Here is a 23843-nt window from a genome sequence, read left to right as displayed (position 1 = left end):
CTCCCTCAGGCCTTCAGCAGGTTCGCCTCGTCGACCGAAGTCGTCCGACGCGTGCGGTAGATGGACACGATGATGGCCAGTCCGATGGTGACCTCGGCGGCGGCGACGACCATGACGAAGAACGCCGCGACCTGTCCGTCGAGGTTGCCGTGCTGGCGCGCGAACGAGACGAACGCGAGGTTGGTGGCGTTCAGCATGAGCTCGACGCACATGAACACGACGATCGCGTTGCGGCGCACGAGGACGCCGACCGCGCCGATCGAGAACAGCAGCATCGACAGGGTGAGGTACTCGGTCATGCGCGGTCCTCCTCGTCGGTGGCCCCGCCGGTAGCCTCACCGGTGGTCGGGTTGGCGACGTCGGGTCGCTCGGTGGTGAGCGGCCGCGCGTCGGGATCGATGTCGCTCGCCGAGATCTGGCCCACCACGCGGGTGACGTCCTCGCCGTCGTGCACCTCGAACTGGTGGCGCGACACGAGCGTGCCGGGCACCGACTCGGGCAGCGGGGTGCCGTCGGGCAGCAGCGCCGGGGTGTCGACGGCGTTGTGCCGGGCGAAGACGCCGGGCGTCGGCGCGTTGCCCGGGTGCTTGCCGGTCTCGGCGTAGTCGCGCATGCGGCGCGCCTGGAGCTCGGCCTGGGTGGGCGGGTCGACGAGGCGCTCGCGGTGGGCCAGCACCATGGCGCCGAGCACCGCGACGATCATCAGCGCGGCGGTGAACTCGAACGCCAGCACGTACTTGGTGAACAGCAGCGAGGCGAGGCCGTGGACGTTGCCGTTCGCGTTGGCCTCGCCGAGGCCGACGACGGCGGCGGACACCGACTGCGCGATCGCGGTGGTCAGCACCAGCGCGAACAGGATGCCCACGATCGCCGCCGCGGCACGGTGGCCCTTGATGGTCTCCACGACCGAGTCGGAGGTCTCGACGCCCACGAGCATCAGCACGAACAGGAACAGCATCATGATGGCGCCGGTGTAGACGATGATCTGCACCGCGAACAGGAACGGGGCGCCCTGCGCCGCGTAGAGCATCGCGAGGCAGATCATCACGACCGCCAGGCACAGCGCCGCGTGCACCGCCTTGCGGGCGAAGATGAGCCCCATCGCCGCCAGCACCATCACCGGGGCGAGGATCCAGAACGCGGTCACGCCGTGGCCTCCGGCCCGCTCGTGGTCTCCACGATCGGCAGCGACTTCCCGCGGTAGTAGTCCGTGTGGTCGTCGCTGATGAGCATCTCGTGCGGCGGCTCGACCATGCCCGGCAGCAGCGGCGCCAGCAGGTCGGACTTCTCGTAGATCAGGTCGGCGCGGTTGTCGTCGGCCAGCTCGTACTCGTTGGTCATCGTGAGCGCGCGGGTGGGGCACGCCTCGATGCACAGGCCGCACAGGATGCAGCGCAGGTAGTTGATCTGGTAGACGCGGCCGTACCGCTCACCGGGGCTGAAGCGCTCGTCCTCGGTGTTGCTGGCGCCCTCGACGTAGATGGCGTCGGCGGGGCACGCCCACGCGCACAGCTCGCAGCCGACGCACTTCTCCAGGCCGTCGGGCCAGCGATTGAGCTGGTGCCGGCCGTGGAAGCGCGGCGCCGTGGGCACCTTCTCGAACGGGTACTTCTCGGTGACCGGCTTCTTGAACATCGTCCGGAACGTCACGCCGAAGCCGGCGATCGGGTCCCAGAGGGTCTCCTTGAGTGTCGTCATCGCGCTTCTCCCCCATCAGTGGGCTGCGAGGTGGTGGTCGGTGCGGCGGCCATGGCGTCGCGCTGCGAGGGCAGCGGCGGCACCGGGTAGCCACCGGCGAAGGCGTCGAACTCCTGCGGTTCGGGCTCGAGCTCCTCGTCCTCCTCGTCCCGCGTGGGCAGGAAGAAGGTGATGAGCAGCAGCGCGCCGGCGACTCCGGCGGCCACGAGCATGGCGTTCTGGTCGAGCATGTCCTCGACCTGGAGCTTGCGGATGAACGCCAGGGCGACGATCCAGCCGAGCGCGATCGGGATGAGCCACTTCCAGCCGAAGTGCATGAACTGGTCGTAGCGCATGCGCGGCAGGGTGCCGCGCAGCCAGATGTACATGAAGATGAAGCCGAGCGTCTTGAGGAAGAACCACAGGACGGGCCAGTAGCCCTCGTTGGCGCCCTCCCAGATCTGGGCGATGCCGAACGGCGCACGCCAGCCGCCGAGGAACATCGTGGTCGCCAGCGCCGCGACGGTGACCATGTTGATGTACTCGGCCAGGAAGAACATCGCGAACTTGAACGACGAGTACTCGGTGTGGAAGCCGCCCACGAGCTCGCCCTCGGCCTCGGGGAGGTCGAACGGGGCGCGGTTGGTCTCGCCGACCATGGCGATGACGTAGATGATGAACGACGGCAGCAGCGGGATGAAGAACCAGATGTCCTCCTGCGCCGCGACGATCTCGGACGTCGACATGGAGCCGGCGTAGATGAAGACCGTGACCAGCGCCAGGCCCATCGCGACCTCGTAGCTGATCACCTGGGCGCTGGAGCGCAGGCCGCCCAGCAGGGCGTAGATCGAGCCGGAGGACCAGCCGGCCAGGACGATGCCGTACACGCCGACCGAGGTGACCGCGAGGATGTAGAGCACCGCGACGGGCAGGTCGGTCAGCTGCAGGGGCGTCTCGTGGCCGAAGAAGTTGACCACCGGGCCGAACGGGATGACCGCCCAGGCCAGGAACGAGGGCACGACCGCGATGATCGGCGCGACGTAGTAGACGACCTTGTCGGCGGCCTTCGGGAAGATCTCCTCCTTCAGGCCCAGCTTCACACCGTCGGCGAGGCTCTGCAGCAGGCCGAACGGGCCGTTGACGTTCGGGCCGATGCGGTGCTGCATCCGCGCCACGACACGACGCTCGAACCAGATGTTGAAGAGCGTGTAGAGGACGAGGAAGACGAAGATCAGCAGCGCCTTGAGCGCGACGACCCACCAGGGATCGTTGCCGAAGAGCTCCATCAGGAAACACCTCCCGACAGCGCGACCCGCGCGCCGTGACCGGCTCCGGTGGCGGCGCCGAGGTTCACACCGGAGTTGGTGGGCGCCCACACGACCCCGTCGGGCATGAAGGCCGCCTCGGCCACGAACGTGGCCGATCCGGTGGGTCCCGTCAGCGTGGCAGGGCCGCCCGGCTGCACGCCGGCGGCGAGCAGCGTGGCCTCGCTGGCCCGCAGGACGGGCTGCCGCGCGGTCTGGCGGTAGAAGTCGGCGCCGTCCTGGAGGCGGCCGTCGTCGACGAGCAGCTTCCAGGTGTCGAGGACGACCTTCTTCGCGGCCGACCGGGGGGCGGCCTGCTTGCGGGCGCGGAACGCAGCGCGCTTGCCGTCCCAGGGGCCGAGCTCACGCCACTCGGCGCCGGCCTCGTCGACCGTGCGGATGCCGATCGGGCGGCCGAGCTCCTCGGCGATACCGGCGAGCACGCGCACGTCGGGCAGGGAAGGAGCGTCGAAGAGGACCTTGGCGAAGGGCCGCGGACGACCCTCCCAGTTCACGAACGTGCCGGCCTTCTCCACCGGGGGCGCGACGGGCAGGACCACGTCGGCCAGCTCTGTGACGGCGGACTCGCGCACCTCGAGGCTCACCAGGAAGCCGACGGCGCGCAGGGCCTCGCGTGCGGCCGCGGGATCGGCCAGGTCGTCGAGGTCGACACCGCCAACCACGAGTGCTCCCAGCTCACCGGACGCCGCCGCCGCGATGATCGCGTCGGTGTCGAGGCCGGCCTCGTCGGACAGGCTCGCGACGCCCCAGTCGGCGGCCACGTCGGCGCGCGCCTCGGCGGACGCCACGGGGCGGCCACCGGGCAGGACGGTGGGCAGGCAGCCCGCGTCAAGGGCGCTGCGGTCGCCGGCACGGCGCGGGACCCACGCCCAGCGGGCACCGGTCTCATCGGCCTTGGCGGCCACGGCGGACAGGCCACCGGGCACCGCGGCCAGGCGCTCGCCGGCCAGGATGACGCTGCCTGCGGGAAGCTCGAGGGCGGCCAGCGCCTCGGGCTCGCTCCCGGGCACCGTGGGCACGAGGGTGCCGTTCATCTTCGTCAGGCCGCGCGTGGCGTGCGTGCCGAGAGCGATGACGTTCACGCCCTTGCGGCTCGCCTTGCGCAGACGCAGGAACAGAGTGCCGGCCTCGTCCTCGGGCTCGAGGCCCACGAGGACCACGGTGGAGGCGCGCTCGAGGTCGGCGAAGCGGACGCCGACCGGCGTGCCGGCGACCTTCGCCGCGAGGAACTCGGTCTCCTCCTTGGCCGTGGCCCGGGTGCGGAAGTCGATGTTGTTGGTGCCGAGGGCCACGCGGGCGAACTTGGCGTAGGCGTAGGCGTCCTCGACCGTGAGGCGACCGCCGGTCAGCACGCCCTTGCCGGCCGCGGCGGCCAGACCCCGCGCCGCGACGGCGAGCGCACCGGGCCACGAGGTGGGCTCGAGCTCACCGGTCTGCGGGTTGCGCACGAGCGGCGTCGTCAGGCGGTCGGCCTGGCGCGACCAGGTGAACGCGAAGCGGTCCTTGTCGGTGATCCACTCCTCGTTGACCTCGGGGTCGTCGCCGGCGAGCCGGCGCATGACCTTGCCGCGGCGGTGGTCGACACGGATCGCCGCACCGCAGGCGTCGTGCTCGGAGACCGAGGGGACGCTGATCAGGTCGAACGGGCGCGAGCGGAAGCGGTAGTCGGCGCTGGTGAGCGCGCCCACGGGGCAGATCTGGATCGTGTTGCCGCTGAAGTACGACCCGAACGGGACGTCCTCGGCGATGCCGATCTGCTGATGGGCCCCGCGCTCGAGCAGGGCGATGAACGGGTCGCCGGCGATCTCGGACTGGAAGCGCGTGCAGCGCTGGCACAGGACGCAGCGCTCGCGGTCGAGCAGCACGTTGCTCGAGAGCGGGAGCGGCTTGGGGAACAGGCGCTTGGTCTCGATGAAGCGCGACTCGGACGCGCCGTGCGAGAGGGCCTGGTTCTGCAGCGGGCACTCGCCGCCCTTGTCGCAGACGGGGCAGTCGAGCGGGTGGTTCGCGAGCAGGAACTCGAGGATGCCCTCCTGGGCCTTCTCGGCGACCGGCGACGTGACCTGCGTGCGCACGACCATGCCGGGGGCGACCTCGAGGGTGCACGAGGCCTGGGGCTTCGGCATCGGCCGGCCGTTGCCGGCGTCGGGGATCTCGACGAGGCACTGACGGCAGGCGCCCGCGGGGGCGAGCAGCGGGTGGTCGCAGAAGCGCGGGATCTCGGTGCCGATCAGCTCGGCGGCGCGGATCACCAGCGTGCCCTTGGGGACGCTGACGTCGACGTCGTCGATCGACAGCGTGACCAGGTCGACGGGCGTCGTGTCGGTGGGGTTCGGCTCGGTGACGGTCATGAGTGGACACCTCCGACGGGGACGATGGTGGTCTCGATACGCACTCGACGACCGGTGATCGAGTAGCTCGTGAGCGCAGCGAACGGCGTATCGAGATCACGGGGAGGACGGCTCACCGGACGGCCTCCTTCGCGAACAGGGTCGAGGCGGCGGGCGGGAAGAGGTCGCGGCTCGCCGTGGTCATGCCGGCCTCGAACTCCTCGCGGAAGTACTGGATGGCCGAGGTGATCGGGCTGGTGGCGCCGTCGCCCAGGGCGCAGAACGCGCGACCGAGGATGTTGTCGCACAGGTCGAGCAGCAGCGCGATGTCGCCCGGCTGGCCCTGGCCCTCGTCGATCCGGCGCAGGGTCTGGACGAGCCACCACGTGCCCTCGCGGCACGGGGTGCACTTGCCGCAGGACTCGTGCTTGTAGAACTCGGTCCAGCGCAGGACGCACCGCACCACCGAGGTGGTCTGGTCGAAGATCTGCAGGGCGCGGGTGCCCAGCATCGAGCCCGCGGCGCCGACGCCCTCGAAGTCGAGCGGGACGTCGAGGTGCTCGGCCGTGAGCAGCGGGGTGGACGAGCCGCCGGGGGTCCAGAACTTCAGCTCGGAGCCCTCGCGCATGCCGCCGCCGAGCTCGAGCAGCTCGCGCAGCGTGATGCCCAGCGGGGCCTCGTACTGGCCGGGCCTGGCGACGTGGCCCGAGAGGCTGAAGATGCCGTGGCCCTTCGACTTCTCGGTGCCCATCGAGGCGAACCAGTCGGCGCCGCCGGCGATGATGCCCGGGACGGACGCGACCGACTCGACGTTGTTGACGACGGTGGGCGAGGCGTACAGGCCCGCGACGGCGGGGAACGGCGGACGCAGGCGGGGCTGGCCGCGGCGACCCTCGAGGGAGTCGAGCAGCGCCGTCTCCTCCCCGCAGATGTACGCGCCGGCGCCGGCGTGCACGATCAGGTCGAGGTCGTAGCCGGTGCCGTGGATGTCGCGTCCCAGGTGTCCGGCCTCGTAGGCCTCGCGCACGGCGGCGCGGAGGCGGCGGATGACGTGCAGGACCTCGCCGCGCACGTAGATGAAGGCCGTGTTCGCCCGGATCGCGCGCGAGGAGATGATGACGCCCTCGACCAGCACGTGGGGGTTGGCCATCATGAGCGGGATGTCCTTGCAGGTGCCCGGCTCGGACTCATCGGCGTTGACCACGAGGTACTTCGGGTTCGGGTTGTCCTGCGGGATGAAGCCCCACTTCATGCCGGTCGGGAAGCCGGCGCCGCCGCGACCGCGCAGGCCGGCGTCCTTGACCTCCTCGATGATGGCGTCGGGGTCCATCGTGAGGGCCTTCTCCAGGCCTCGGTAGCCGCCGCGCGCCGTGTAGGCGTCGAGCGTCCAGGCGCGGTCGTCGGCCCAGTTGGCGGTCAGGACCGGGGTCAGCGTGTCAGTCATCGACGCCCTCGCTCTCCTGCAGGTCGGCGCCACCCTCGACGTCGGTGTCGGTCTGCTCGGCCACGGTCTCGGACTCCGCCCGGCTCGTGTCGGCCTCGGCGACCGCCTCGGTGGTCGACTCGGGTCGAGCCTCGGTTCCCGAGGCGTCCAGCGGCGGGGCGGCCCAGCCACGCTGGTCGGCGATCTCCAGGCCCACGAGCGACGCGGGGCCGGCGGCCGGTCCCTCGTCGACCAGGCCATCCTCGAAGCCGCCGATGACCCGCTCGGCCTCGCGCCACGAGGTGATCGTGGCGCCGCGAGTGGACTGGACCGTCTCACCGGAGCGGAGCTTGTCGACGACGTCGATCGCGGACTCGGGGGTCTGGTTGTCGAAGAACTCCCAGTTGACCATCATCACCGGCGCGAAGTCGCAGGCCGCGTTGCACTCGACGCGCTCCAGCGTGATCCGGCCGTCCTCGGTGGTCTCGTCGTTGCCGACGTCGAGGTGACCGCACAGGCGCTCGAAGATCTCGTCGCCACCCATCACGGCGCACAGGGTGTTGGTGCAGACGCCGACGTGGTGCGTGCCCATGGGGCGCCGCTTGTACATCGTGTAGAAGGTGGCGACGGCGCTGACCTCGGCCTCGGTGAGGCCCAGGATCTGCCCGCACACCTCGATGCCCTCGGCCGTCACGCGGCCCTGCTCCGACTGCACGATGTGCAGCATCGGCAGCAGCGCGCTGCGCGCCTGCGGGTACCGGGCCGCGAGCTCGCGCAGCTCGGCCACCGTGGTCTCCGAAAGGCCTTCAGAAATCTGCTCGGTCATCGATCAACGCCTCCCATGACGGGGTCGATGGATGCCACCGCGACAATGACGTCGGACAGCATGCCGCCCTCGCTCATCGCGGAGACGCCCTGCAGGTTCACGAACGACGGCTCGCGGAAGTGGACGCGGAACGGACGGGTGCCGCCATCGGAGACCGCGTGGCACGCGATCTCGCCCTTGGGCGACTCGATCGGGAAGTAGACCTGCCCGGCCGGCACCCGGAAGCCCTCGGTGACGAGCTTGAAGTGGTGGATCAGCGCCTCCATCGACTCGCCCATGATGTGGCGGATGTGCTCGGGCGAGTTGCCCTGGCCGTCCGCTCCCACCGAGAGCTGCGCGGGCCAGGCGATCTTGCGGTCGGCGATCATCACGGGCTGGCCCTCGGTGGCGTCGAGGCGCTCGATGCACTGCTCGACGATGCGCAGCGACTCCCACATCTCCAGCTGGCGGATCATGAAGCGGCCGTAGGCGTCGGGCTCGTCGCGGGTGATCACGTCGAACTCGTAGGAGTCGTAGCCCCAGTACGGCTGCGTGCGGCGCAGGTCCCAGTCCAGACCCGTCGAGCGCAGGATCGGCCCGGTGATGCCCAGGGCCAGCACGCCGGCGAGGTCGAGGTGGCCGACGTTCTTGAGCCGGCCCTTGAAGATGGGGTTGGCGTTGCAGAGGGCGGCGTACTCGGGGAGGCGCTTCTTCAGCAGGGCGACGAGGTCGCGCAGCTCGCCCGTGGTGCCCTCCGGGAGGTCCTGGGCCACGCCACCCGGGCGGAAGTACGCATGGTTCATGCGCAGGCCGGTGATGAGCTCGAACGCCTTGAGGATCTCCTCGCGGTCGCGGAAGCCGCACGTCATCACGGTGAGCGCGCCGATCTCCATGCCGCCGGTGGCGATCGCCACGAGGTGGCTGGAGATGCGGTTGAGCTCGAGCAGCATCACGCGGATGATCTGGGCGCGCTCGGTGATCTGGTCCTCCACGCCGAGCAGGCGCTCGACGGCGCCGACGTACGCGGCCTCCGTGGAGAACGGCGCGACGTAGTCCATGCGGGTGCAGAAGGTCACGCCCTGGGTCCAGGTGCGGAACTCCATGTTCTTCTCGATGCCGGTGTGCAGGTAGCCGATGCCGGCGCGGGCGTCGTGCACCTGCTCGCCGTCGATCTCCAGGATGAGGCGCAGCACGCCGTGCGTGGACGGGTGCTGCGGGCCCATGTTGATGACGAGGCGGTCGCCCTCGAGGGCGTCGGCCTCGATCGTGTCCCAGTCGCCGCCGGTGACGTTGAAGACCTGGCCGGAGGTGGACTCGGAGGTGCCCGCGTACGGGTCGGTGGTGACCATCAGGAGTAGCTCCTTCGGTTGTCCGGGGCGGGGATGAAGCCGCCCTTGAACTCCACGTCGATGCCGCCCAGCGGATAGTCCTTGCGCTGGGGGTGGCCCGGCCAGTCGTCGGGCATGAGGATGCGGGTCAGGTGCGGGTGCCCGTCGAACTGGAGCCCGAACATGTCCCACACCTCGCGCTCGTGCCAGTCGGCCGTGGGGTAGACGCCCACGACGCTCGGCACGTGCGGGTCCTCGTCGGGGCACACGACCTCGAGCCGGATCCGGCGGTTGTGGGTCATCGAGAGCAGGTGGTAGACCGCGTGCAGCTCACGACCCGTCTCGTTCGGGTAGTGCACGCCGCTGACGCCGCTGAAGAGCTCGAAGCGCAGGCCCGCGTCGTCGCGCAGGTGCTGCGCCGCCTGGAGCAGCTTCTCGCGGCGGATGAAGAACGTGATCTCGCCGCGGTCGACGACGACCTGCTCGATCGCGTCGGCCAGGCCCTCACCGCCGGCGAGCCGCTCGGCGACCTCGTCGAACCAGCCGCCGTAGGGCGGAAGCGATGCGCCCGGCATGACCACCGGGCGGCGCAGGCCGCCGAAGCCGCTGGTGTCGCCGGTGCCGTGGACGCCGAAGGCGCCCTCGCGGACCTCGATGACCTCGAGCTCGGTGGCGTCGCTCTTCTTCAGCTCGGCCCGCGTCTCGTGCGACGCGTCCTGGGTCTCGTCGCTCATCGAAGCAACCCAGTCTGTGCGGAGGTGGGCAGGGCGGCCAGGGCGGCGGCCTCCTGCTCGCGGATCTCGGCGGTGCGGTCGGCGCCCAGCTGCGTGTGCTGGATCGAGTCGCGCAGCTTGAAGATCGCGTCGATCAGCATCTCGGGGCGCGGCGGGCAGCCGGGCAGGTACATGTCGACCGGGACGACGTGGTCGACGCCCTGGACGATCGCGTAGTTGTTGAACATGCCGCCCGAGCTGGCGCAGACGCCCATCGCGAGCACCCACTTGGGGCCGGGCATCTGGTCGTAGATCTGGCGCAGGACGGGCGCCATCTTCTGGCTGACGCGGCCGGCGACGATCATCAGGTCGGCCTGGCGCGGCGACGGCCGGAAGACCTCCATGCCGAACCGGCCGGAGTCGTAGCGCGGCGCGCCGAACGTCATCATCTCGATGGCGCAGCAGGCCAGGCCGAACGTGGCCGGCCAGAACGACGCCTTGCGGAAGTAGCCGGCCAGGCCCTCGACGGTCGAGAGCAGGACGCCACTGGGGAGTTTTTCCTCGAGGCCCATCAGGTCCAGTCCATTCCCCCGCGCCGCCACTCATAGACGTACGCGATCGTGATGTTGAGCAGGAAGAGCATGACGGCGAAGAACGCGAACCAGCTGAGCTCGTCGAAGACGACGGCGAACGGGTAGAGGAACACGATCTCGATGTCGAAGACGATGAACATCATCGCCGTGAAGAAGTACTTGATCGAGACCTTGCCGCCACCCTCGGGCAGCGGGCTCGGCTCGATGCCGGACTCGTAGCGGTCCATCTTGGCCCGGTTGTACCGGGCGGGTCCGGTGAACGGCGCGATGCCGACGCTGAACAGCGCGAATGCCAACGCGAGTCCGCCCAGCACCAAGATCGGGATGTACTCGTTCACGGCACCTCCATCACCCTCGGACGATCACCCTCGGACGAACCTTGTGAAGATCTTCACAGGCTCACTGCGATCACTCTAGTAACCGCGTGGACCACGCGTGTGAGTTAGGTAACACTTAGTGTGACGCGCGCCTCAAAGGGGGCGCTCGGCGCGGTGCACGGCGACGATCCCGCCGGACAGGTTCTGCCACGTGACCGGGCCCCAGCCGGCCTCGGACATGCGGATCGCGAGGCCCCGCTGGTCGGGCCAGGAGCGGATCGACTCGGCGAGGTAGACGTAGGACTCGGGGTTGGACGAGACGCGGCGGGCGATCGTCGGCAGCGCCCGCATGAGGTAGTTGGAGTAGATCGTCTCGAAGGGCTTCCACGTGGGCGTGGAGAACTCGCACACCACGATCCGGCCGCCGGGACGGGTGACGCGGAGCATCTCGCGCAGGCCCTGAAGGGGGTCGTGGATGTTGCGCAGCCCGAAGGAGATCGTGACGGCGTCGAACACGCCGTCGGCGAAGGGCAGCGCCATGCCGTCGCCCGCCGTGAAGTTCAGCCCCGGGTACTGCTGCTTGCCGACCTCGAGCATGCCGATCGAGAAGTCGCACGGAACGACGTGAGCACCCGCCTCGGCGAACGGCGCGCTGGACGTGCCGGTGCCGGCCGCCAGGTCGAGGATCCGCTCGCCGCGCTGCGGGTCGACGGTGGCGACGACCTTGGTGCGCCAGCGGCGGTCCTGACCGAGGGAGAGGACGTCGTTCGTGAGGTCGTACCGCGCCGCGACCGTGTCGAACATGCGCGCGACGTCGCGGGGATCCTTGTCCAGCCCTGCTCTCATGGCGCCACCTTCTCACGCTCGCCCCCACGGTCCCCACGTCCGGCCCGTTCCGCCGGTCCACCACGTGCCTTCTCACAGCGCTAGTAAGGTGGAGCGGGTGAGCACGCTGGCGACCGACGGACGCGCCGAACCGCTCGTCGCACGCTCCCGCGAGATCGCCGATCCGGGTGAGCTGCTCGCCCTCCTTCCCTCCTCCCCCGACGCGCTCGCGTGGGTGCACGGCGGCGACGGCATCGTCGGCTGGGGCCGCGCGGCGTCGTTCGCGCCCGACGGCGACGACCGCTTCGACGCCGCCGACGACTGGTGGGCCGAGGTCGTCGACGCCTCGGTCGTCCGCGACGAGGTCGAGCTGCCCGGCAGTGGCCTCGTGGCCTTCGGCAGCTTCACGTTCGCCGACCGCCCGGGTTCGCTGCTCACCGTTCCCGAGATCGTCGTGGGTCGTCGCGACGGGCGCTGCTGGGTCACCACCATCGGTCGCTCGCTCGGCCCCGTGCCCGAGCTCTCCGCCTCGACGCCACGGGATCCGGCCGGTGTGCGGTTCGCCGACGACCCCGCTCGCCGCGAGGCGTGGTCGGCCACCGTCGAGAAGGCCGTGCGCCGGATCCAGGCCGACGAGCTCGACAAGGTCGTCCTGGCGCGCTCCGTCGACGCCCGCTTCGACGAGCCCCTCGACGTGCGCGCGCCGCTCGGCCGGCTCGCCTCGACCTACCCCAGCTGCTGGACCTTCCACGTCGACGGCTTCTTCGGCTCCACGCCCGAGATGCTCGTCCGTCTCCAGGGCGGCCTGGTCACCTCGCGCGTGCTCGCCGGGACGATCCGCCGTACCGGCGACGACGCGCGCGACCTCGGCCTGGCCGCATCGCTCGCCCGCTCCAGCAAGGACCTCGAGGAGCACGAGTACGCCGTGCGCTCGGTGGCCGACGCGCTGGCCCCGCACTGCACCGGCATGAACGTGCCCGAGTCGCCCTTCGTGCTGCACCTGCCCAACGTCATGCACCTGGCGACCGACGTCACGGGCGTGCTGCGCGACGACGCGGGCGTCCTGTCGCTCGTGGCCTCCCTGCATCCGTCGGCGGCCGTGGGCGGCACGCCGACCGCCGACGCCGTCCGGGTCATCGCCGAGATCGAGCGGCTGGACCGGGGCCGGTACGCCGGTCCCGTCGGCTGGATCGGTGCCTCGGGCGACGGCGAGTGGGGCATCGGCCTGCGCTCGGCCCAGGTGCGCGCCGACGGCCGCGGCGCCCGGCTCTTCGCCGGTTGCGGGATCGTCGCCGACTCCTCCCCCGCCGACGAGCTGGCCGAGGCCGACGCCAAGCTGATCCCGGTCCGCGACGCCCTGCGCTGACGGCGCCGCCCGCGAGGCAACGGCGACCGTCCTGCCTGCGACCGGGTCAGCCGACCAGCTGCGACTTCAGGCGGGACAACTCAGCAGCGGGGTCCTCGGCGACTCCCCCGTGCACGGGTCCCGGCTGCACGACGGTCGACTTCGGCGACTTCAGGAAGCCGAATCGCTGGCCCAACGGACGAGACGCGGCCTCGCCGCCCCGGGCGTCACCGGCGCACACGCCGCTCACGAACTCCAGGGCGGCGCAGACACGGTCCGGGTCCAGGTCGGGGGCGAACGCGGCGATGCGCTGCCGGTCCACCCTCCACTCGACGGCCAGGAAATCGGCCTCCTGGCAGTAGAGGACGACGCCGACGTTCACGAACTCCTCCCGCTCCGGGCGTGGCACGCATCGCAGGACGACGTACTGGTAGGCGTACGTGCTCATGCCGTCACCTCCGGGAGCCAGGCGGTGCTGCCCAGCCGCGCGGCGAGGAATTCGACGTACGCCTCGCGCAGCGCCCGGGGCGTCACCTCGGGGGTCGTGGTCAACCACTCGTCCGGGACCTCGGCCACGACCTCCTCGAAGACCTCGCGGGAGAGGATCCCTCGGGCCCGGACGTCCGCCGAGGCCACCTCGGCGAGGTGCGAACGCAGCACGTGGTCGGAGGAGTCCCAGGGCTGGGCGGCGAAACGCCCGGGATCGGTGATGCCCCGGCTCCACGCGTGGTGGAAGTAGAGCGAGGCGCCGTGGTCGATGACCCACACGTCGCCGTGCCACACCAGGAGGTTGGGATTGCGCCAGCTTCGGTCCACGTTCGCGCAGAACGCGTCGAGCCACAGGATCATGCCTCGATCGTCGGCACGTGCGTCGACGTGGCCATCGAACCCGAAGGAACCGGGAAGGAAGTCGACTCCGAGATTGAGGCCGATGCTGGCGTTGAGCAGGTCCTGCACCTCCTCGTCCGCCTCGTAGCGCGCGATGGCCGGATCGAGCTCGAGGGCGACGAGGCGAGGCGTGCGCAGCCCCAGCCGGGCGGCCAGCCCGCTCACGATGACCTCCGCGACGAGCACCCGGGGCCCCTGGCCTGCTCCGGAGAACTTGCAGACGTAGGTCCCGAGGTCGACGGCCTCCACCACGCCGGGCAGGCTGCCGCCCTCGCGCAGGGGAGTGACGTACCTGACGACCCTCACCCGCGGGATCACGTGATCTCGTTCGACTCGTGTGCCATGGCCCCATCATGGCTGTCGAGACGCAGTGGAGATCGCAGGCTCACGCGGTGACGTCGGCACAGATCGTGTCGGCGTGGTGGACACCTGCGCGAGGCCCGTCGATCGCGGTTCACCGAGGGTCCGTGACCGGCCACCGGGCGCGTCCCGTCGGTGCCGACCGCTAGCGTCGCCCCATGCGGATCGACGTGGCGGAGCGACGCCGACGCCTCGGGGTCAGGCACGCCCTCGCGGCACCGGTCACCAGCGCCGAGGACGTCGCGGCGTCCGTGACCGCGCTCCACAGCACCGACCCGGCCTCGATGGTGCTGTCGGCGATGGCCCGCCTCGCCCGTCCGGAGGTCGCCGAGGTCGAGCGCGCGCTCTACGCCGACCGGTCCCTCGTCCGGGTGCTGGCCATGCGGCGCACCGTCTTCGCCGTTCCCGCGCAGGACTGCGGCGCGTACCTCGCCTCGGTCCAGCACTCCGTCGCCGGGCCCGAGTACCGCAAGCTGCGCGGCATGATCGCCGACTCGGGCATCGCCGAGCCCGACACGTGGCTCGCGTCGGCGCACGCGGCGGCGCTGGCCGCCTTCGACCGGCTGGACGAGTTCAGCAGCGCCGAGCTGGCCGCCGCCGACCCACTGCTGGGCACCCGCATCGAGGTCGGGGCCGGCACGAAGTACGCCACCTCGCAGTCGATCGCCAGCCGGCTGCTCACGGTGATGTCGGCCGAGGGCCACGTGGTGCGCGCTCGACCTGCGGGCTCCTGGGCGTCCACCCAGTTCCGCTGGGCCGCGATGCACCGGTGGCTGCCGGCGCTCGGTCCCCTGCCCGATGCCGCCGAGGCGCGGGCGACGGTCGCTCGACGCTGGCTCGCCCGCTTCGGCCCGGCCCGGCCCGAGGACCTGCAGTGGTGGACCGGGTGGACGAAGGGCCACACCACGGCCGCGCTCGCCACCCTCGACCTCGCCGAGGTCACGCTCGACGGGGCACCCGGCATCGCGCTCGCCGACGACCTCGAGCCCACGCCGGACCCCGGCCCGTGGGTGGCGCTGCTGCCGGCACTCGACCCCACCACGATGGGCTGGAAGCAGCGCGACTGGTATCTCGGCCCGCACGCGGAGCGAGTCTTCGACACCACCGGCAACGCCGGGCCCACCGTCTGGAAGGACGGCGAGATCGTGGGCGGCTGGGCGATCCGCGACGACGGCGGCGTGGCGGTGCGCCTGCTCGCCGACGTGGGCGCCGAGGCCGGCGCTGCGATCGATGCCGAGGCGGCCGCGCTCGAGCAGCGCCTCGGCGGCACGGTGGTCAAGGCCCGTGGCCGCCGCTGGACGCCCGTCGAGAAGGAGCTACGCGGCTGAGCCGCCGAGCGGCGTCAGCTCGCGGTAGCGGGGGTCGAGTCCGTCCCCGCTGGAGCGGCCGGTGACGCGGCGCTTGATCCACGGTCCGAGGTACTCGACGGCCCACTGGACCTGCGCCTTGACCCGATCGAGGACGCTCAACGGCGTGGCGTCCGCGAGCACCAGCGGCTCGAGGTCGTGCTGCACGCCGAGGGCGTCGAGCACGGCGATCGCCATCCGCTGGTGACCGGCCGGCGACATGTGCATGCGGTCGGTGTCCCACATTCGCGGATCCCGGTAGTCGGTGAGGTGCCAGTAGTCCACGACCGTGGCCCCGTGCCGGGCGGCGATCTCGCGCACGGCGGCGCAGTAGCGCTCGAAGCGGTCGCGCACGAGTGCGTAGATGCGCGAGCCGCCCGGGTCGGCGGGGGTGAACATCACCACGTGGGCGCCCGACGCCGCGAGGCGCCCGATGACCCGGTCGTACTCCCCGAGCAGCCAGTCGAGGTCGACCTTGGGCCGCATGATGTCGTTCGCGCCGGCGTAGATCGTGACGAGGTCGGGCTGCAGCGCGAGCGCCGGGTCGATCTGCTCGGCCGCGATCGGCCCGAGCTTGCGACCGCGGATCGCCAGGTTGGCGTAGGACAGGCCGCCGCCCTGCGCGCGGTCGAGCGCCGCGGCGAACCGGTCGGCCCACCCCCGCACGCCGTTCGGCAGGCTCGGGTCGTCGTCGCCGACGCCCTCGGTGAAGGAGTCGCCCAGGGCCACGTAGCGCGCGAAAGTCACCCCCCGAGATTACGCGCCGTCTCAACCCGGGCGACGACTGCTCTCCACCGTCATGGGAACGCCGCTTCCCGTCCAGATTGGAGAAATCGATGACCCCCCTCGTCAAGACCACCTCCCGGGCGTTCGCGCTCGGCACCACCGGCGCGCTCGTCGCCGGGCTGATCGCCGCCGCACCCGCGACTGCCGCGGTGAACGTGGACGTACCGCCCACCAAGACCGTCAGCGGAGAGCTGTCCGGCCCCATCGGCATCGAGGACGACGCAGCCGGGAACGTCTACGTGGCGTCCCAGGGCAACGACGCGATCGTCGTCCACCGCAAGAACGCCTCGGGCGCCTCGGCCCCGCTGCGCCGGATCAGCGGCGCCTCGACCCAGCTGGCCACCCCACGCGACGTGGCGCTGGACAGCAACGGCTTCCTCTACGTCGCCAACATCGGCGGCACGGTGCTCGTCTTCGCCCCGAACGCCTCGGGCAACGTGGCTCCGGTCAAGACGTTCGGCACCGGGGCCGGATCGACCTACGGGATCGACATCGCCGGTGGTGAGATCTACGTCCGCAAGGCCAGCGGGTACAACGTCTACTCGCCCTCCGCGACGGGCAACCCGGCACCGACCGAGCGGGCCGTGACCGGACTCGGCAACGGCAGGTCCATCGTGGTCTCCGGACCGCGGGTGTGGACGGCCAGCGGCACCCAGCTGCGGGCGTACTCGCGCACCGCGGACGGCTTCGCCACGCCGATCCAGTCGATCAACAACGCCCTGCCGAACACCGAGATCAACGGCCTGGACGCCGACTCGGCCGGCCGGATCCACGTCGCCACGTTCAGTCCCTCGACGGTGCGGGTGTTCGCGCCGAACGCCAACGGGAACGACGGCCCGCTCAAGGTGCTCGGCGGACCCGCGTCGGACCTGAACCTCCCGACGGGCCTCACGATCCTGAGCGGCGGCTCGTTCGCGGTCGCCAACTTCAACCAGGGCCGGTATCTCGTGTTCAAGAGCCTCTTCGTGAAGCCGGCCACCCGGCCCGGGAAGGTCCGGGCCCTCAAGGTCGGCGGCAAGAAGACCTCGAAGGTGCGCAAGGTCGTCTGGAAGGCCCCCGCGTCCAACGGTGGCGCCAAGATCACCTCGTACCGGATCGTGGTGAAGAAGGGCGGCAAGACGCTGCTCAAGCGCAACGTGAGCGGGTCCAAGCGAGCGATGGTGATCAAGCGCTCCAAGCTCCGCAACGGCGTGAACACCGTCTTCGTGCAGGCGAGGAACAGCAAGGGCCTCGGCCCCGTGGCCAAGAAGCACTTCCGCGTGAGGAAGTGACAGACACCCACCGACAGAGCGCCCCGAGTCCCTCAGGGACCCGGGGCGTTCTGGTGCGTCAGCGGCGTGTCAGCGCTTCTTCGGCAGGGTGCTGGACCCGCCGTGCATGACGGTGAGGAGCTGCTGGAAGCGGCTCTCGGTCTTCTCGTCGCGGGTCATGGACTGCAGCATCAGCAGCGGCTTCATCCGCTGCTTCGTGATGGCCTTCGGGTAGGTGAACTCGCGCAGGCCGTCGGGGCCGTGGATGCGGCCGAATCCCGAGTCGCCGACGCCACCGAACGGCAGGCCGGGGATGGCGGCGAAGGAGATCACCGAGTTCACCGACGTCATGCCCGAGCGGATGCGCGAGGCGACGTCGAGTGCGCGCTTCTTGCCGAACACGGCACCGGCCAGGCCGTACTTCGTGGCGTTGGTGAGCTCGACGGCCTCGTCCATGTCCTTGACGGGGTTCACCACGAGGGTGGGCCCGAACGTCTCCTCGGTGACGGCCAGCGAGTCCTCGGGGACGTGCGTGAGGATCGTGGGCTGCACGTACTTCTCGCCCACGGCTCCGGCGCCACCCAGCACCGCCCGGCCGCCGCGCGCGAGCGCGTCGTCGATGTGGCTGCGGATCACGTCGAGCTGCTTGGGCATCGTCGCGGGGCCGTAGACGCCGCCGTCGTCGTAGCCCGGGCGGATGCCCTCGGCCTGCTTCAGCAGCTCGGTCATGAACGGGTCGAACACCCGCTCGTGCACGTAGACGCGCTCGGTGCCGATGCAGGTCTGGCCTGCGTTGGACATCCCGGCCCACAGGGCCGCCTCGGCGGCGGCCTGGAGGTCGGCGTCCTCGTCGACGATGAGCGAGTCCTTGCCACCGGCCTCGATCACCACGGGCGTCAGGTTCTCGGCGCACGCGGCCATGACCTTCTTGCCGGTGGCGGCCGATCCCGTGAACGCGATCTTGTCGACCGCGGCGGTGCACAGGTGGTTGCCGGTCTCGCCCAAGCCCGTGACGAGGTTCAGCACAGGGCGGCCGTGGACGACCTCGGTGAACGTGTCGACGAGGAAGCGCCCGACTCCGGGCGTGTACTCACTGGGCTTGAAGACCACGGCGTTGCCGGCCGCGAGCGCGTAGGCGATCGAGCCCATCGGCGTGAAGGTCGGGTAGTTCCACGGCCCGATCACGCCGACGACGCCGAGCGGCTTGTACTCGACGTACGCCGTCTGGTTCGACATCAGCAGGCCGGTGCTCACCTTGTGGCGGCCGAGCACCTTGCCCGCGCTCTTGGCCGCCCAGGCGATGTGGTCGATCGCGAGTCCGGCTTCGAGCAGGGCGTCGCCGTGCGGCTTGCCGCCCTCACGGTGCACCTGGTCGGCGAGCTGGTTGAGCCGGCGGGTGAGGACGCTGCGCCACTGCAGCAGGTACTCCTTGCGGCCGTCGAAGCCCAGGTCGCGCCACCACGCGGACGCCTCGCGCGCGGCGGCCACGGCAGCGTCGACCTCGGCCCGGCCGTCGATCGGGTGGGTGCCGACGACGTCGCCCGTGGCGGGGTTGAACGAGTCGAACGTGGGCGTGGGGCCTTCGGCCGCGTCGACGCCGGATTCGATGGTGGCGGTCATGTCAGGCTCCTCGGATGAGATCGGCGAGCTTCTCGCCGATCATGATGGTGGGTGCGTTGGTGTTGCCGCGCGGGACGCGTGGCATGACGGAGGCATCGGCGACGCGCAGGCCCTCGACCCCGTGCACGCGCAGCTCGGGATCGACGACGCTGCCCTCCACGGTACCCATCGCGCACGTCGAGGTCGGGTGGTAGAGCGTCTGGCCCAGCCGGGCGATGACGTCGAGGATCTGGTCGTCCGTGGGGTTGCGCACGGCCGGCTCCCACGGCTCGTCGAGCATCCGAGCCATGGGGCCCTGCCAGACCATCTCGAGCATGCGCCGGTAGCCGCCGAGCATCGCGTCGAGGTCGGCCGGGTCGTCGAAGTAGGCCGGGTCGATCTCGGGGTGCCACGACGGGTCGGCCGAGCGCAGCCGGATCCGGCCGCGGCTCTGCACGTTCACCAGGGTGGGCGCCACCGTGACGGACCGGCGGACGGGCTCGTGCAGGCCGTTGTCGTAGAAGCCGCTCGGTGCCACGTGGATCTGGATGTCGGGCAGGTCGAGGTCGTCGCGCGAGGCGTAGAACGCCCCGCCCTCGCCGATGTTGGACACCAGCGGACCGGTCTTGGTGGCCTTCCACCGCATGATGTTGCCGAGCGTGATCGCGTCGGCCAGGTCGGTGGTGTTGCGCGTGTAGACGAGCGTCCCGGCGACGGGATGGTCCTGCAGGCCCTGACCCACGCCGGGCGAGTCGACCACGACGTCGATGCCCATCTCGCGCAGGTGCGCCCCCGGACCGACACCGGAGAGCATGAGGAGCTGCGGGCTGTTGATCGCGCCGCCGCTGAGGATGACCTCGGCGCTCGCGCGGACGACGTGCTCCTGCCCGTGCTTGCGGTAGACGACGCCCGTGGCGCGCCCGTCCTCGATCAGGATGCGGGTGACGAACGCGTCGGTGCGCACCGTGAGGTTGGGCCGGCCCATCGCCGGACGGATGTAGGCGTCGGCGACCGACCAGCGCTCGCCGCGGCGGTGGGTGACCTGGTAGACGCCGGCCCCCTCCTGGTGGGCGCCGTTGAAGTCGTCGTTGCGCTTGAGGCCGGCGGCCACGGCCGACTCGACGAACGCCGAGGTCAGCTCGTGGGTGAACCGGCGGTCCTCGACCACCAGCGGACCCTGCGTGCCGTGGTACGGACCCGACAGGCGCTGGTTGGCCTCGGACTTCACGAAGTACGGCAGGACGTCGTCGTAGCCCCACCCCGTGGCCCCGTAGGCGTCGCGCCACTCGTCGTAGTCGGCGGCGTTGCCGCGGATGTAGATCATCGCGTTGATCGTGGAGCTGCCGCCGAGGGCCTTGCCGCGGGGCCAGTAGGCACGGCGGCCACCGAGGTGCTTCTGCGCGCTGGTCTCGTAGTTCCAGTCCCAGCGGGTCTTGAACAGCTGGCTGAACCCGGCCGGGATCTTGATCATGTCGTCCTGGTCGACGGGACCGGCCTCCAGCAGCAGGACCGAGCGGTCGCGATCCTCGGTGAGCCTCGCGGCGATCACACCTCCGGCACTTCCCGCACCGATGACGATGTGGTCGAACGACTCGTCGGCCATGTCCACTCCTGCCCAGCGCAACACGGTGTGACGCTGGCCACAAACCTAGACGGCGGCGAGACCCGAGACAACCGATTGCAGGGCACGGCGCCCGGCGCGCGTGACCTGCACCTCCAGCACCTCGATCCCGACCGGCGCCCGGGAGAGGTAGGCGGCCAGCTGACCGGCCTCGACGAGGCGGTGCTTGATGCCGTGCGCGGCGCAGAGCGCGTCGATCTTGGTGCGCGTGGGCGTGCCGAAGACGCGCTCGAACGCGAGCGAGTACTCGGGCGATCCCTGCTCGAGGGTGTGGAAGATGCCGCCGCCGTCGTCGTTGAGCACGACGATCGTCAGGTCGGGCCGCGGCTCGATCGGACCGATCAGCAGACCGTTGGCGCCGTGCAGGAACGTGAGGTCCCCCATCAGGGCGATCGCGCGACCGTAGCTGGCGAGGGCCGCGCCGATCGCGGTGGAGACGGTGCCGTCGATGCCCGCCAGTCCGCGGTTCGCCAGGACGCGCGGCCCGGGGGCGCGGACCGGCGCCACGAGGTCGACGTCGCGGACCACGTTGGACGAGCCGAGGACGAGCAGGCCCCGCGTGGCGGCCTTCCAGACCGCGTCGGCCACCGTGAACTGCTCGGCCTGCAGCAGGGCGTTCTGGATGCGGTCGCCGGCCTGGAGCCAGCTGCGGAGCCAGGACTCGTCGCCCACGCCTCCGCGCATAGAGATGCGGTCGGCGAAGGTGACGTTCCCGCCGGGGATACCGGGGAACGTGCTCGCGTCGCCGACGTGGATCGTGGGCAGGTTGGTGCGGGTGAGCAGGTTCGTGACGGGGCGCGAAAGCGTCGGGTGCCCCGCGCTGACGATCCGCTCGACGCGCTCGATCAGCCGGCCGCCCAGCACGACCCGCCCGCACGCGACCGCCGTGGGCGCGCCGCGCAGGCCGGACGACGGCTCCGCGAGGATCGGCCAGCCGGCCTGCTGCGCGACGGCGGCGAGCGCCGGGTCGGCGCCGTCACCGGCCACCAGGAGCGTGCGGGGTCCCGTCTCCAGGGTCTGGGTACGTCCCGCGACCGGGGTGTTCATCGACCAGGAGTTCTGCGGGAACTTCCACGAGACCGACTCGACGAGCGGCTCGTCGAGCTCGACGTTGAGGTGCACGGGGCCGCCGCCGCGCACGGCACCGGCCAAGCCGGTGATGCGGTCGGTGAACGTGATGCCGGGGAACATGCCCGGCTGCACCGTGGTCTGGTTCGCACCGGTGCCGCGCAGGTGCCCCGGGCGATCGGCCGTGACGGCCAGCACCGGGATCCGCGAGTGCAGCGCCTCGAGCAGCGCCGGGTGCAGGTTGGCGACGGCGGTTCCCGAAGTGGTGATCACCGGGGTCAGCCGGCCGGAGGCCTTGGCCAGGCCCAGGGCGAGGTAGCCGGCCTCGCGCTCGTCGACGCGGACGTGGAGGCGGATGAGCCCCTGGTCGTCGGCGGCGTGCAGGGCCAGCGCGATCGGGCCGGAGCGGGAGCCGGGCGAGAGCACCGCGTCGGAGACCTCCTGCGCGAGGAGGGTCGCCACGAGTCTTCGCGCCGTCTCGACGGCGCTCTCGTCGGTCACAAGGTCTCCCGTACGTGGGCCAGCCGGGCCTGCCAGCGCTCGTCGACCTCGGCGGACGCGGCGACCTTCGCGTAGGCCTCCTCGTCGAGCACCGGCCGCGTGGGCCACAGGCTGCCGTCGACCGGCTCGAGCGGATCGGCGACGACGTCGCTCGTGAGCAGGTGGGCCGTGCCGATGCCGCAGGCGTAGGGCAGGTCCGGCAGGGCGGCGGCGAGCGCGACGCTGGCCGCCAGGCCGATCGACGTCTCGACGGCGCTCGACACGCTCACCGGCATGCCGATCTGCTCGGCGATCCGCAGGCACGCGCGCACGCCGCCCAGCGGCTGCACCTTGAGCACCGCGATGTCGGCGGCGTCGAGGTCGCGGACGCGGAACGGGTCGGCCGCCCGGCGGATCGACTCGTCCGCCGCGATGGGGACGTCGACCTTGCGTCGTACCTGCGCGAGCTCCTCGACCGTGGCGCACGGCTGCTCGACGTACTCGAGGCCGCGCGCGACGTGGTCGAGCTTCTTGATCGCCTTGATCGCGTCCTTCACCTGCCACGCGCCGTTGGCGTCGATGCGGATGAGCACGCCGGGCAGCGCGTCGCGGATCGCGGCGATGCGCTCGATGTCGTTCTCGAGGGTCTCGCCGGCCTCGGCGACCTTGATCTTGATGGTGTGGCAGCCGCTCTCGATCGCGGTGCGGGCGGCGGTGGCGCCGTCGCCCACGGCCGGGACGATGCCGTTGATCGGCACGCACTCGCGGACCGGCTCGGGCCACGGCTTGCAGGCGGCCTCCATCGCGGCCTGGAGCCACGGCAGCGACGCGACGTGGTCGTACTCGGGGAAGGGGCTGAACTCGGCCCAGCCGGCCGGGCCCTCGGCCAGCATCCCCTGTCGGTGCTCGAGCCCGCGGAAGCGCGTGCGCATCGGGATCGAGTAGGTACGGAACTCCACCCACGAGAGTATCCACGGAGAACCGCTCAGGTTCCACTGCGCCTCGGACTTCGCGCCGGGCGAACGCTTCGGGACCTGCCTACGGTGGAGGCATGTCCGACATCGCCATCGTGGGAGGCCACGGCCAGGTGGCCCGCCTCCTCGTCCCTCTGCTCACCGAACGCGGCGACCTCCCGGTCGCTCTCGTCCGCAACCCCGACCACGCCGCCGACCTGCCCGGCGCCGCCATCCGGCTGCTCGACATCGAGAAGGCCACGGCCGAGGACTTCGCAACGGCGTTCACCGACTGCGACGCCGTCGTCTTCGCGGCCGGCGGCGGGCCCGACGGCAAGATCGAGCGCAAGCGCAGCGTCGACCTCGAGGGCTCGCTGAAGTCGATCGAGGCCGCCAAGGCGCTCGGCATCCGCCGCTTCGTCCAGGTCTCGGCCATCGGCGTCGACAACGACCTCGGCGACGACGTCCAGCCCGTGTGGAAGGCGTACGTCGAGGCCAAGCGCGACGCCGACGCCGCCCTGCGCGACAGCGGCCTCGACTGGACGATCGTGCGCCCCGGCGCCCTGACCGACGACCCCGGCACCGGCTCGGTGACCGTGGGCGAGACCGTCGAACGCGCCGAGATCCCCCGCGCCGACGTCGCCGCCGTCATCGCCGCGGCCCTCGCCGACGACGGCACCATCGGCAGGCAGTTCGAGGTCATCGGCGGCGACACCCCCGTCGCCGACGCGCTCCGCGGCCTCTGAAGGGCGCCCACTCCCGGTCACACGGCCGACCGAACGAGGTTTCCTGTCACTTCACGAGGTTCGCG

23 protein-coding genes are annotated in these 23843 nt (G+C 71.1%); 4 read left to right on the top strand and 19 right to left on the bottom strand.

The genetic code is table 11. The features are described 5' to 3' along the window. Nucleotides 1-5: 5 nt before the first annotated feature. From nuoK to B2363_RS00165, 12 genes are all read right to left on the bottom strand, one after another. A complete protein-coding gene (gene nuoK, locus B2363_RS00220; protein WP_181754365.1) occupies nucleotides 6-299 on the bottom strand; it encodes an NADH-quinone oxidoreductase subunit NuoK in 294 nt (97 codons plus the stop codon). Further along, nucleotides 296-1147: an NADH-quinone oxidoreductase subunit J gene (locus B2363_RS00215; protein ID WP_286927669.1), complete on the bottom strand. Its 852-nt coding sequence runs from the start codon at nucleotides 1145-1147 to the stop codon at nucleotides 296-298. The genes nuoK and B2363_RS00215 overlap by 4 nt, the downstream gene beginning before the upstream one ends. Further along, nucleotides 1144-1698 (bottom strand): NADH-quinone oxidoreductase subunit NuoI, encoded by a 555-nt coding sequence (gene nuoI / locus B2363_RS00210; RefSeq protein WP_181754361.1) that lies wholly within the window; start codon nucleotides 1696-1698, stop codon nucleotides 1144-1146. The genes B2363_RS00215 and nuoI overlap by 4 nt, the downstream gene beginning before the upstream one ends. Next, nucleotides 1695-2963: an NADH-quinone oxidoreductase subunit NuoH gene (gene nuoH / locus B2363_RS00205; protein ID WP_286927668.1), complete on the bottom strand. Its 1269-nt coding sequence runs from the start codon at nucleotides 2961-2963 to the stop codon at nucleotides 1695-1697. The genes nuoI and nuoH overlap by 4 nt, the downstream gene beginning before the upstream one ends. Continuing rightward, a complete protein-coding gene (locus B2363_RS00200; RefSeq protein WP_286927667.1) occupies nucleotides 2963-5353 on the bottom strand; it encodes an NADH-quinone oxidoreductase subunit G in 2391 nt (796 codons plus the stop codon). Before B2363_RS00200 ends, nuoH begins: the two co-directional genes overlap by 1 nt. A gap of 112 nt (nucleotides 5354-5465) precedes the next feature. Next, nucleotides 5466-6776, bottom strand: coding sequence for an NADH-quinone oxidoreductase subunit NuoF (nuoF, locus tag B2363_RS00195; RefSeq protein ID WP_181754355.1), 1311 nt, complete (start codon nucleotides 6774-6776; stop codon nucleotides 5466-5468). Further along, a complete protein-coding gene (nuoE, locus tag B2363_RS00190) occupies nucleotides 6769-7581 on the bottom strand; it encodes an NADH-quinone oxidoreductase subunit NuoE (protein ID WP_181754353.1) in 813 nt (270 codons plus the stop codon). Before nuoE ends, nuoF begins: the two co-directional genes overlap by 8 nt. Next, on the bottom strand, nucleotides 7578-8909 hold the full coding sequence (locus tag B2363_RS00185) for an NADH-quinone oxidoreductase subunit D (RefSeq protein WP_181754351.1): 1332 nt from the start codon (nucleotides 8907-8909) through the stop codon (nucleotides 7578-7580). Before B2363_RS00185 ends, nuoE begins: the two co-directional genes overlap by 4 nt. Then, the gene (locus B2363_RS00180) at nucleotides 8909-9622 is read right to left on the bottom strand and encodes an NADH-quinone oxidoreductase subunit C (RefSeq protein WP_181754349.1); all 714 of its coding nucleotides are present in this window, start codon (nucleotides 9620-9622) and stop codon (nucleotides 8909-8911) included. Before B2363_RS00180 ends, B2363_RS00185 begins: the two co-directional genes overlap by 1 nt. Next, nucleotides 9619-10173: a NuoB/complex I 20 kDa subunit family protein gene (locus B2363_RS00175; protein ID WP_181754347.1), complete on the bottom strand. Its 555-nt coding sequence runs from the start codon at nucleotides 10171-10173 to the stop codon at nucleotides 9619-9621. The genes B2363_RS00180 and B2363_RS00175 overlap by 4 nt, the downstream gene beginning before the upstream one ends. Further along, the gene (locus tag B2363_RS00170; RefSeq protein WP_078699174.1) at nucleotides 10173-10532 is read right to left on the bottom strand and encodes an NADH-quinone oxidoreductase subunit A; all 360 of its coding nucleotides are present in this window, start codon (nucleotides 10530-10532) and stop codon (nucleotides 10173-10175) included. The genes B2363_RS00175 and B2363_RS00170 overlap by 1 nt, the downstream gene beginning before the upstream one ends. A gap of 132 nt (nucleotides 10533-10664) precedes the next feature. Next, nucleotides 10665-11357 (bottom strand): demethylmenaquinone methyltransferase, encoded by a 693-nt coding sequence (locus B2363_RS00165; protein WP_181754345.1) that lies wholly within the window; start codon nucleotides 11355-11357, stop codon nucleotides 10665-10667. Between the two features lie 97 nt (nucleotides 11358-11454). On the opposite strand from B2363_RS00165, the gene B2363_RS00160 reads away from it, so the two are divergent. Continuing rightward, complete coding sequence (locus tag B2363_RS00160) at nucleotides 11455-12702, top strand: isochorismate synthase (RefSeq protein WP_286927665.1); 1248 nt, start codon at nucleotides 11455-11457, stop codon at nucleotides 12700-12702. Between the two features lie 46 nt (nucleotides 12703-12748). Here B2363_RS00160 and B2363_RS00155 read toward each other — a convergent pair whose 3' ends face one another. Further along, complete coding sequence (locus tag B2363_RS00155; protein ID WP_286927663.1) at nucleotides 12749-13129, bottom strand: DUF3037 domain-containing protein; 381 nt, start codon at nucleotides 13127-13129, stop codon at nucleotides 12749-12751. Further along, nucleotides 13126-13875 (bottom strand): HipA family kinase, encoded by a 750-nt coding sequence (locus B2363_RS00150; RefSeq protein ID WP_286927662.1) that lies wholly within the window; start codon nucleotides 13873-13875, stop codon nucleotides 13126-13128. The genes B2363_RS00155 and B2363_RS00150 overlap by 4 nt, the downstream gene beginning before the upstream one ends. Nucleotides 13876-14087: 212 nt before the next feature. Here B2363_RS00150 and B2363_RS00145 point away from each other — a divergent pair, with 212 nt between their 5' ends. Further along, nucleotides 14088-15257 (top strand): winged helix DNA-binding domain-containing protein, encoded by a 1170-nt coding sequence (locus tag B2363_RS00145; protein WP_286927661.1) that lies wholly within the window; start codon nucleotides 14088-14090, stop codon nucleotides 15255-15257. Here the strand turns inward: B2363_RS00145 and B2363_RS00140 are convergent. Next, the gene (locus B2363_RS00140; RefSeq protein ID WP_286927659.1) at nucleotides 15246-16022 is read right to left on the bottom strand and encodes an SGNH/GDSL hydrolase family protein; all 777 of its coding nucleotides are present in this window, start codon (nucleotides 16020-16022) and stop codon (nucleotides 15246-15248) included. The genes B2363_RS00145 and B2363_RS00140 overlap by 12 nt on opposite strands. An 89-nt stretch (nucleotides 16023-16111) precedes the next feature. Between B2363_RS00140 and B2363_RS00135 the strand changes: the two genes are divergently transcribed. Then, nucleotides 16112-17332, top strand: a complete 1221-nt coding sequence (locus B2363_RS00135) for a hypothetical protein (protein ID WP_286927657.1) — start codon at nucleotides 16112-16114, stop codon at nucleotides 17330-17332. 69 nt (nucleotides 17333-17401) lie between these two features. Here B2363_RS00135 and B2363_RS00130 read toward each other — a convergent pair whose 3' ends face one another. From B2363_RS00130 to B2363_RS00115, 4 genes are read right to left on the bottom strand one after another with little or no spacing between them, the layout of a single operon-like run. Beyond that, on the bottom strand, nucleotides 17402-18931 hold the full coding sequence (locus B2363_RS00130) for an aldehyde dehydrogenase family protein (RefSeq protein ID WP_286927656.1): 1530 nt from the start codon (nucleotides 18929-18931) through the stop codon (nucleotides 17402-17404). A 1-nt stretch (nucleotide 18932) separates the two neighbouring features. Further along, complete coding sequence (locus tag B2363_RS00125; protein ID WP_286927655.1) at nucleotides 18933-20513, bottom strand: GMC family oxidoreductase; 1581 nt, start codon at nucleotides 20511-20513, stop codon at nucleotides 18933-18935. 45 nt (nucleotides 20514-20558) lie between these two features. After that, nucleotides 20559-22100 (bottom strand): 2-succinyl-5-enolpyruvyl-6-hydroxy-3-cyclohexene-1-carboxylate synthase, encoded by a 1542-nt coding sequence (gene menD, locus B2363_RS00120; RefSeq protein ID WP_286927654.1) that lies wholly within the window; start codon nucleotides 22098-22100, stop codon nucleotides 20559-20561. Beyond that, nucleotides 22097-23038, bottom strand: a complete 942-nt coding sequence (locus tag B2363_RS00115) for an o-succinylbenzoate synthase (RefSeq protein WP_181754327.1) — start codon at nucleotides 23036-23038, stop codon at nucleotides 22097-22099. The genes menD and B2363_RS00115 overlap by 4 nt, the downstream gene beginning before the upstream one ends. A 92-nt stretch (nucleotides 23039-23130) precedes the next feature. Between B2363_RS00115 and B2363_RS00110 the strand changes: the two genes are divergently transcribed. After that, nucleotides 23131-23778: an NAD(P)-binding oxidoreductase gene (locus B2363_RS00110; RefSeq protein WP_286927653.1), complete on the top strand. Its 648-nt coding sequence runs from the start codon at nucleotides 23131-23133 to the stop codon at nucleotides 23776-23778. The last annotated feature ends 65 nt before the right edge of the window (nucleotides 23779-23843 follow it).

This window comes from Aeromicrobium sp. UBA7512 (assembly GCF_002476985.1).
GTDB classification, from domain to species: Bacteria; Actinomycetota; Actinomycetes; order Propionibacteriales; family Nocardioidaceae; genus Aeromicrobium; species Aeromicrobium phoceense.
The sequence above is the reverse complement of the archived record's forward strand: the minus strand, read 5'-3'. Positions and strand labels throughout refer to the sequence as shown.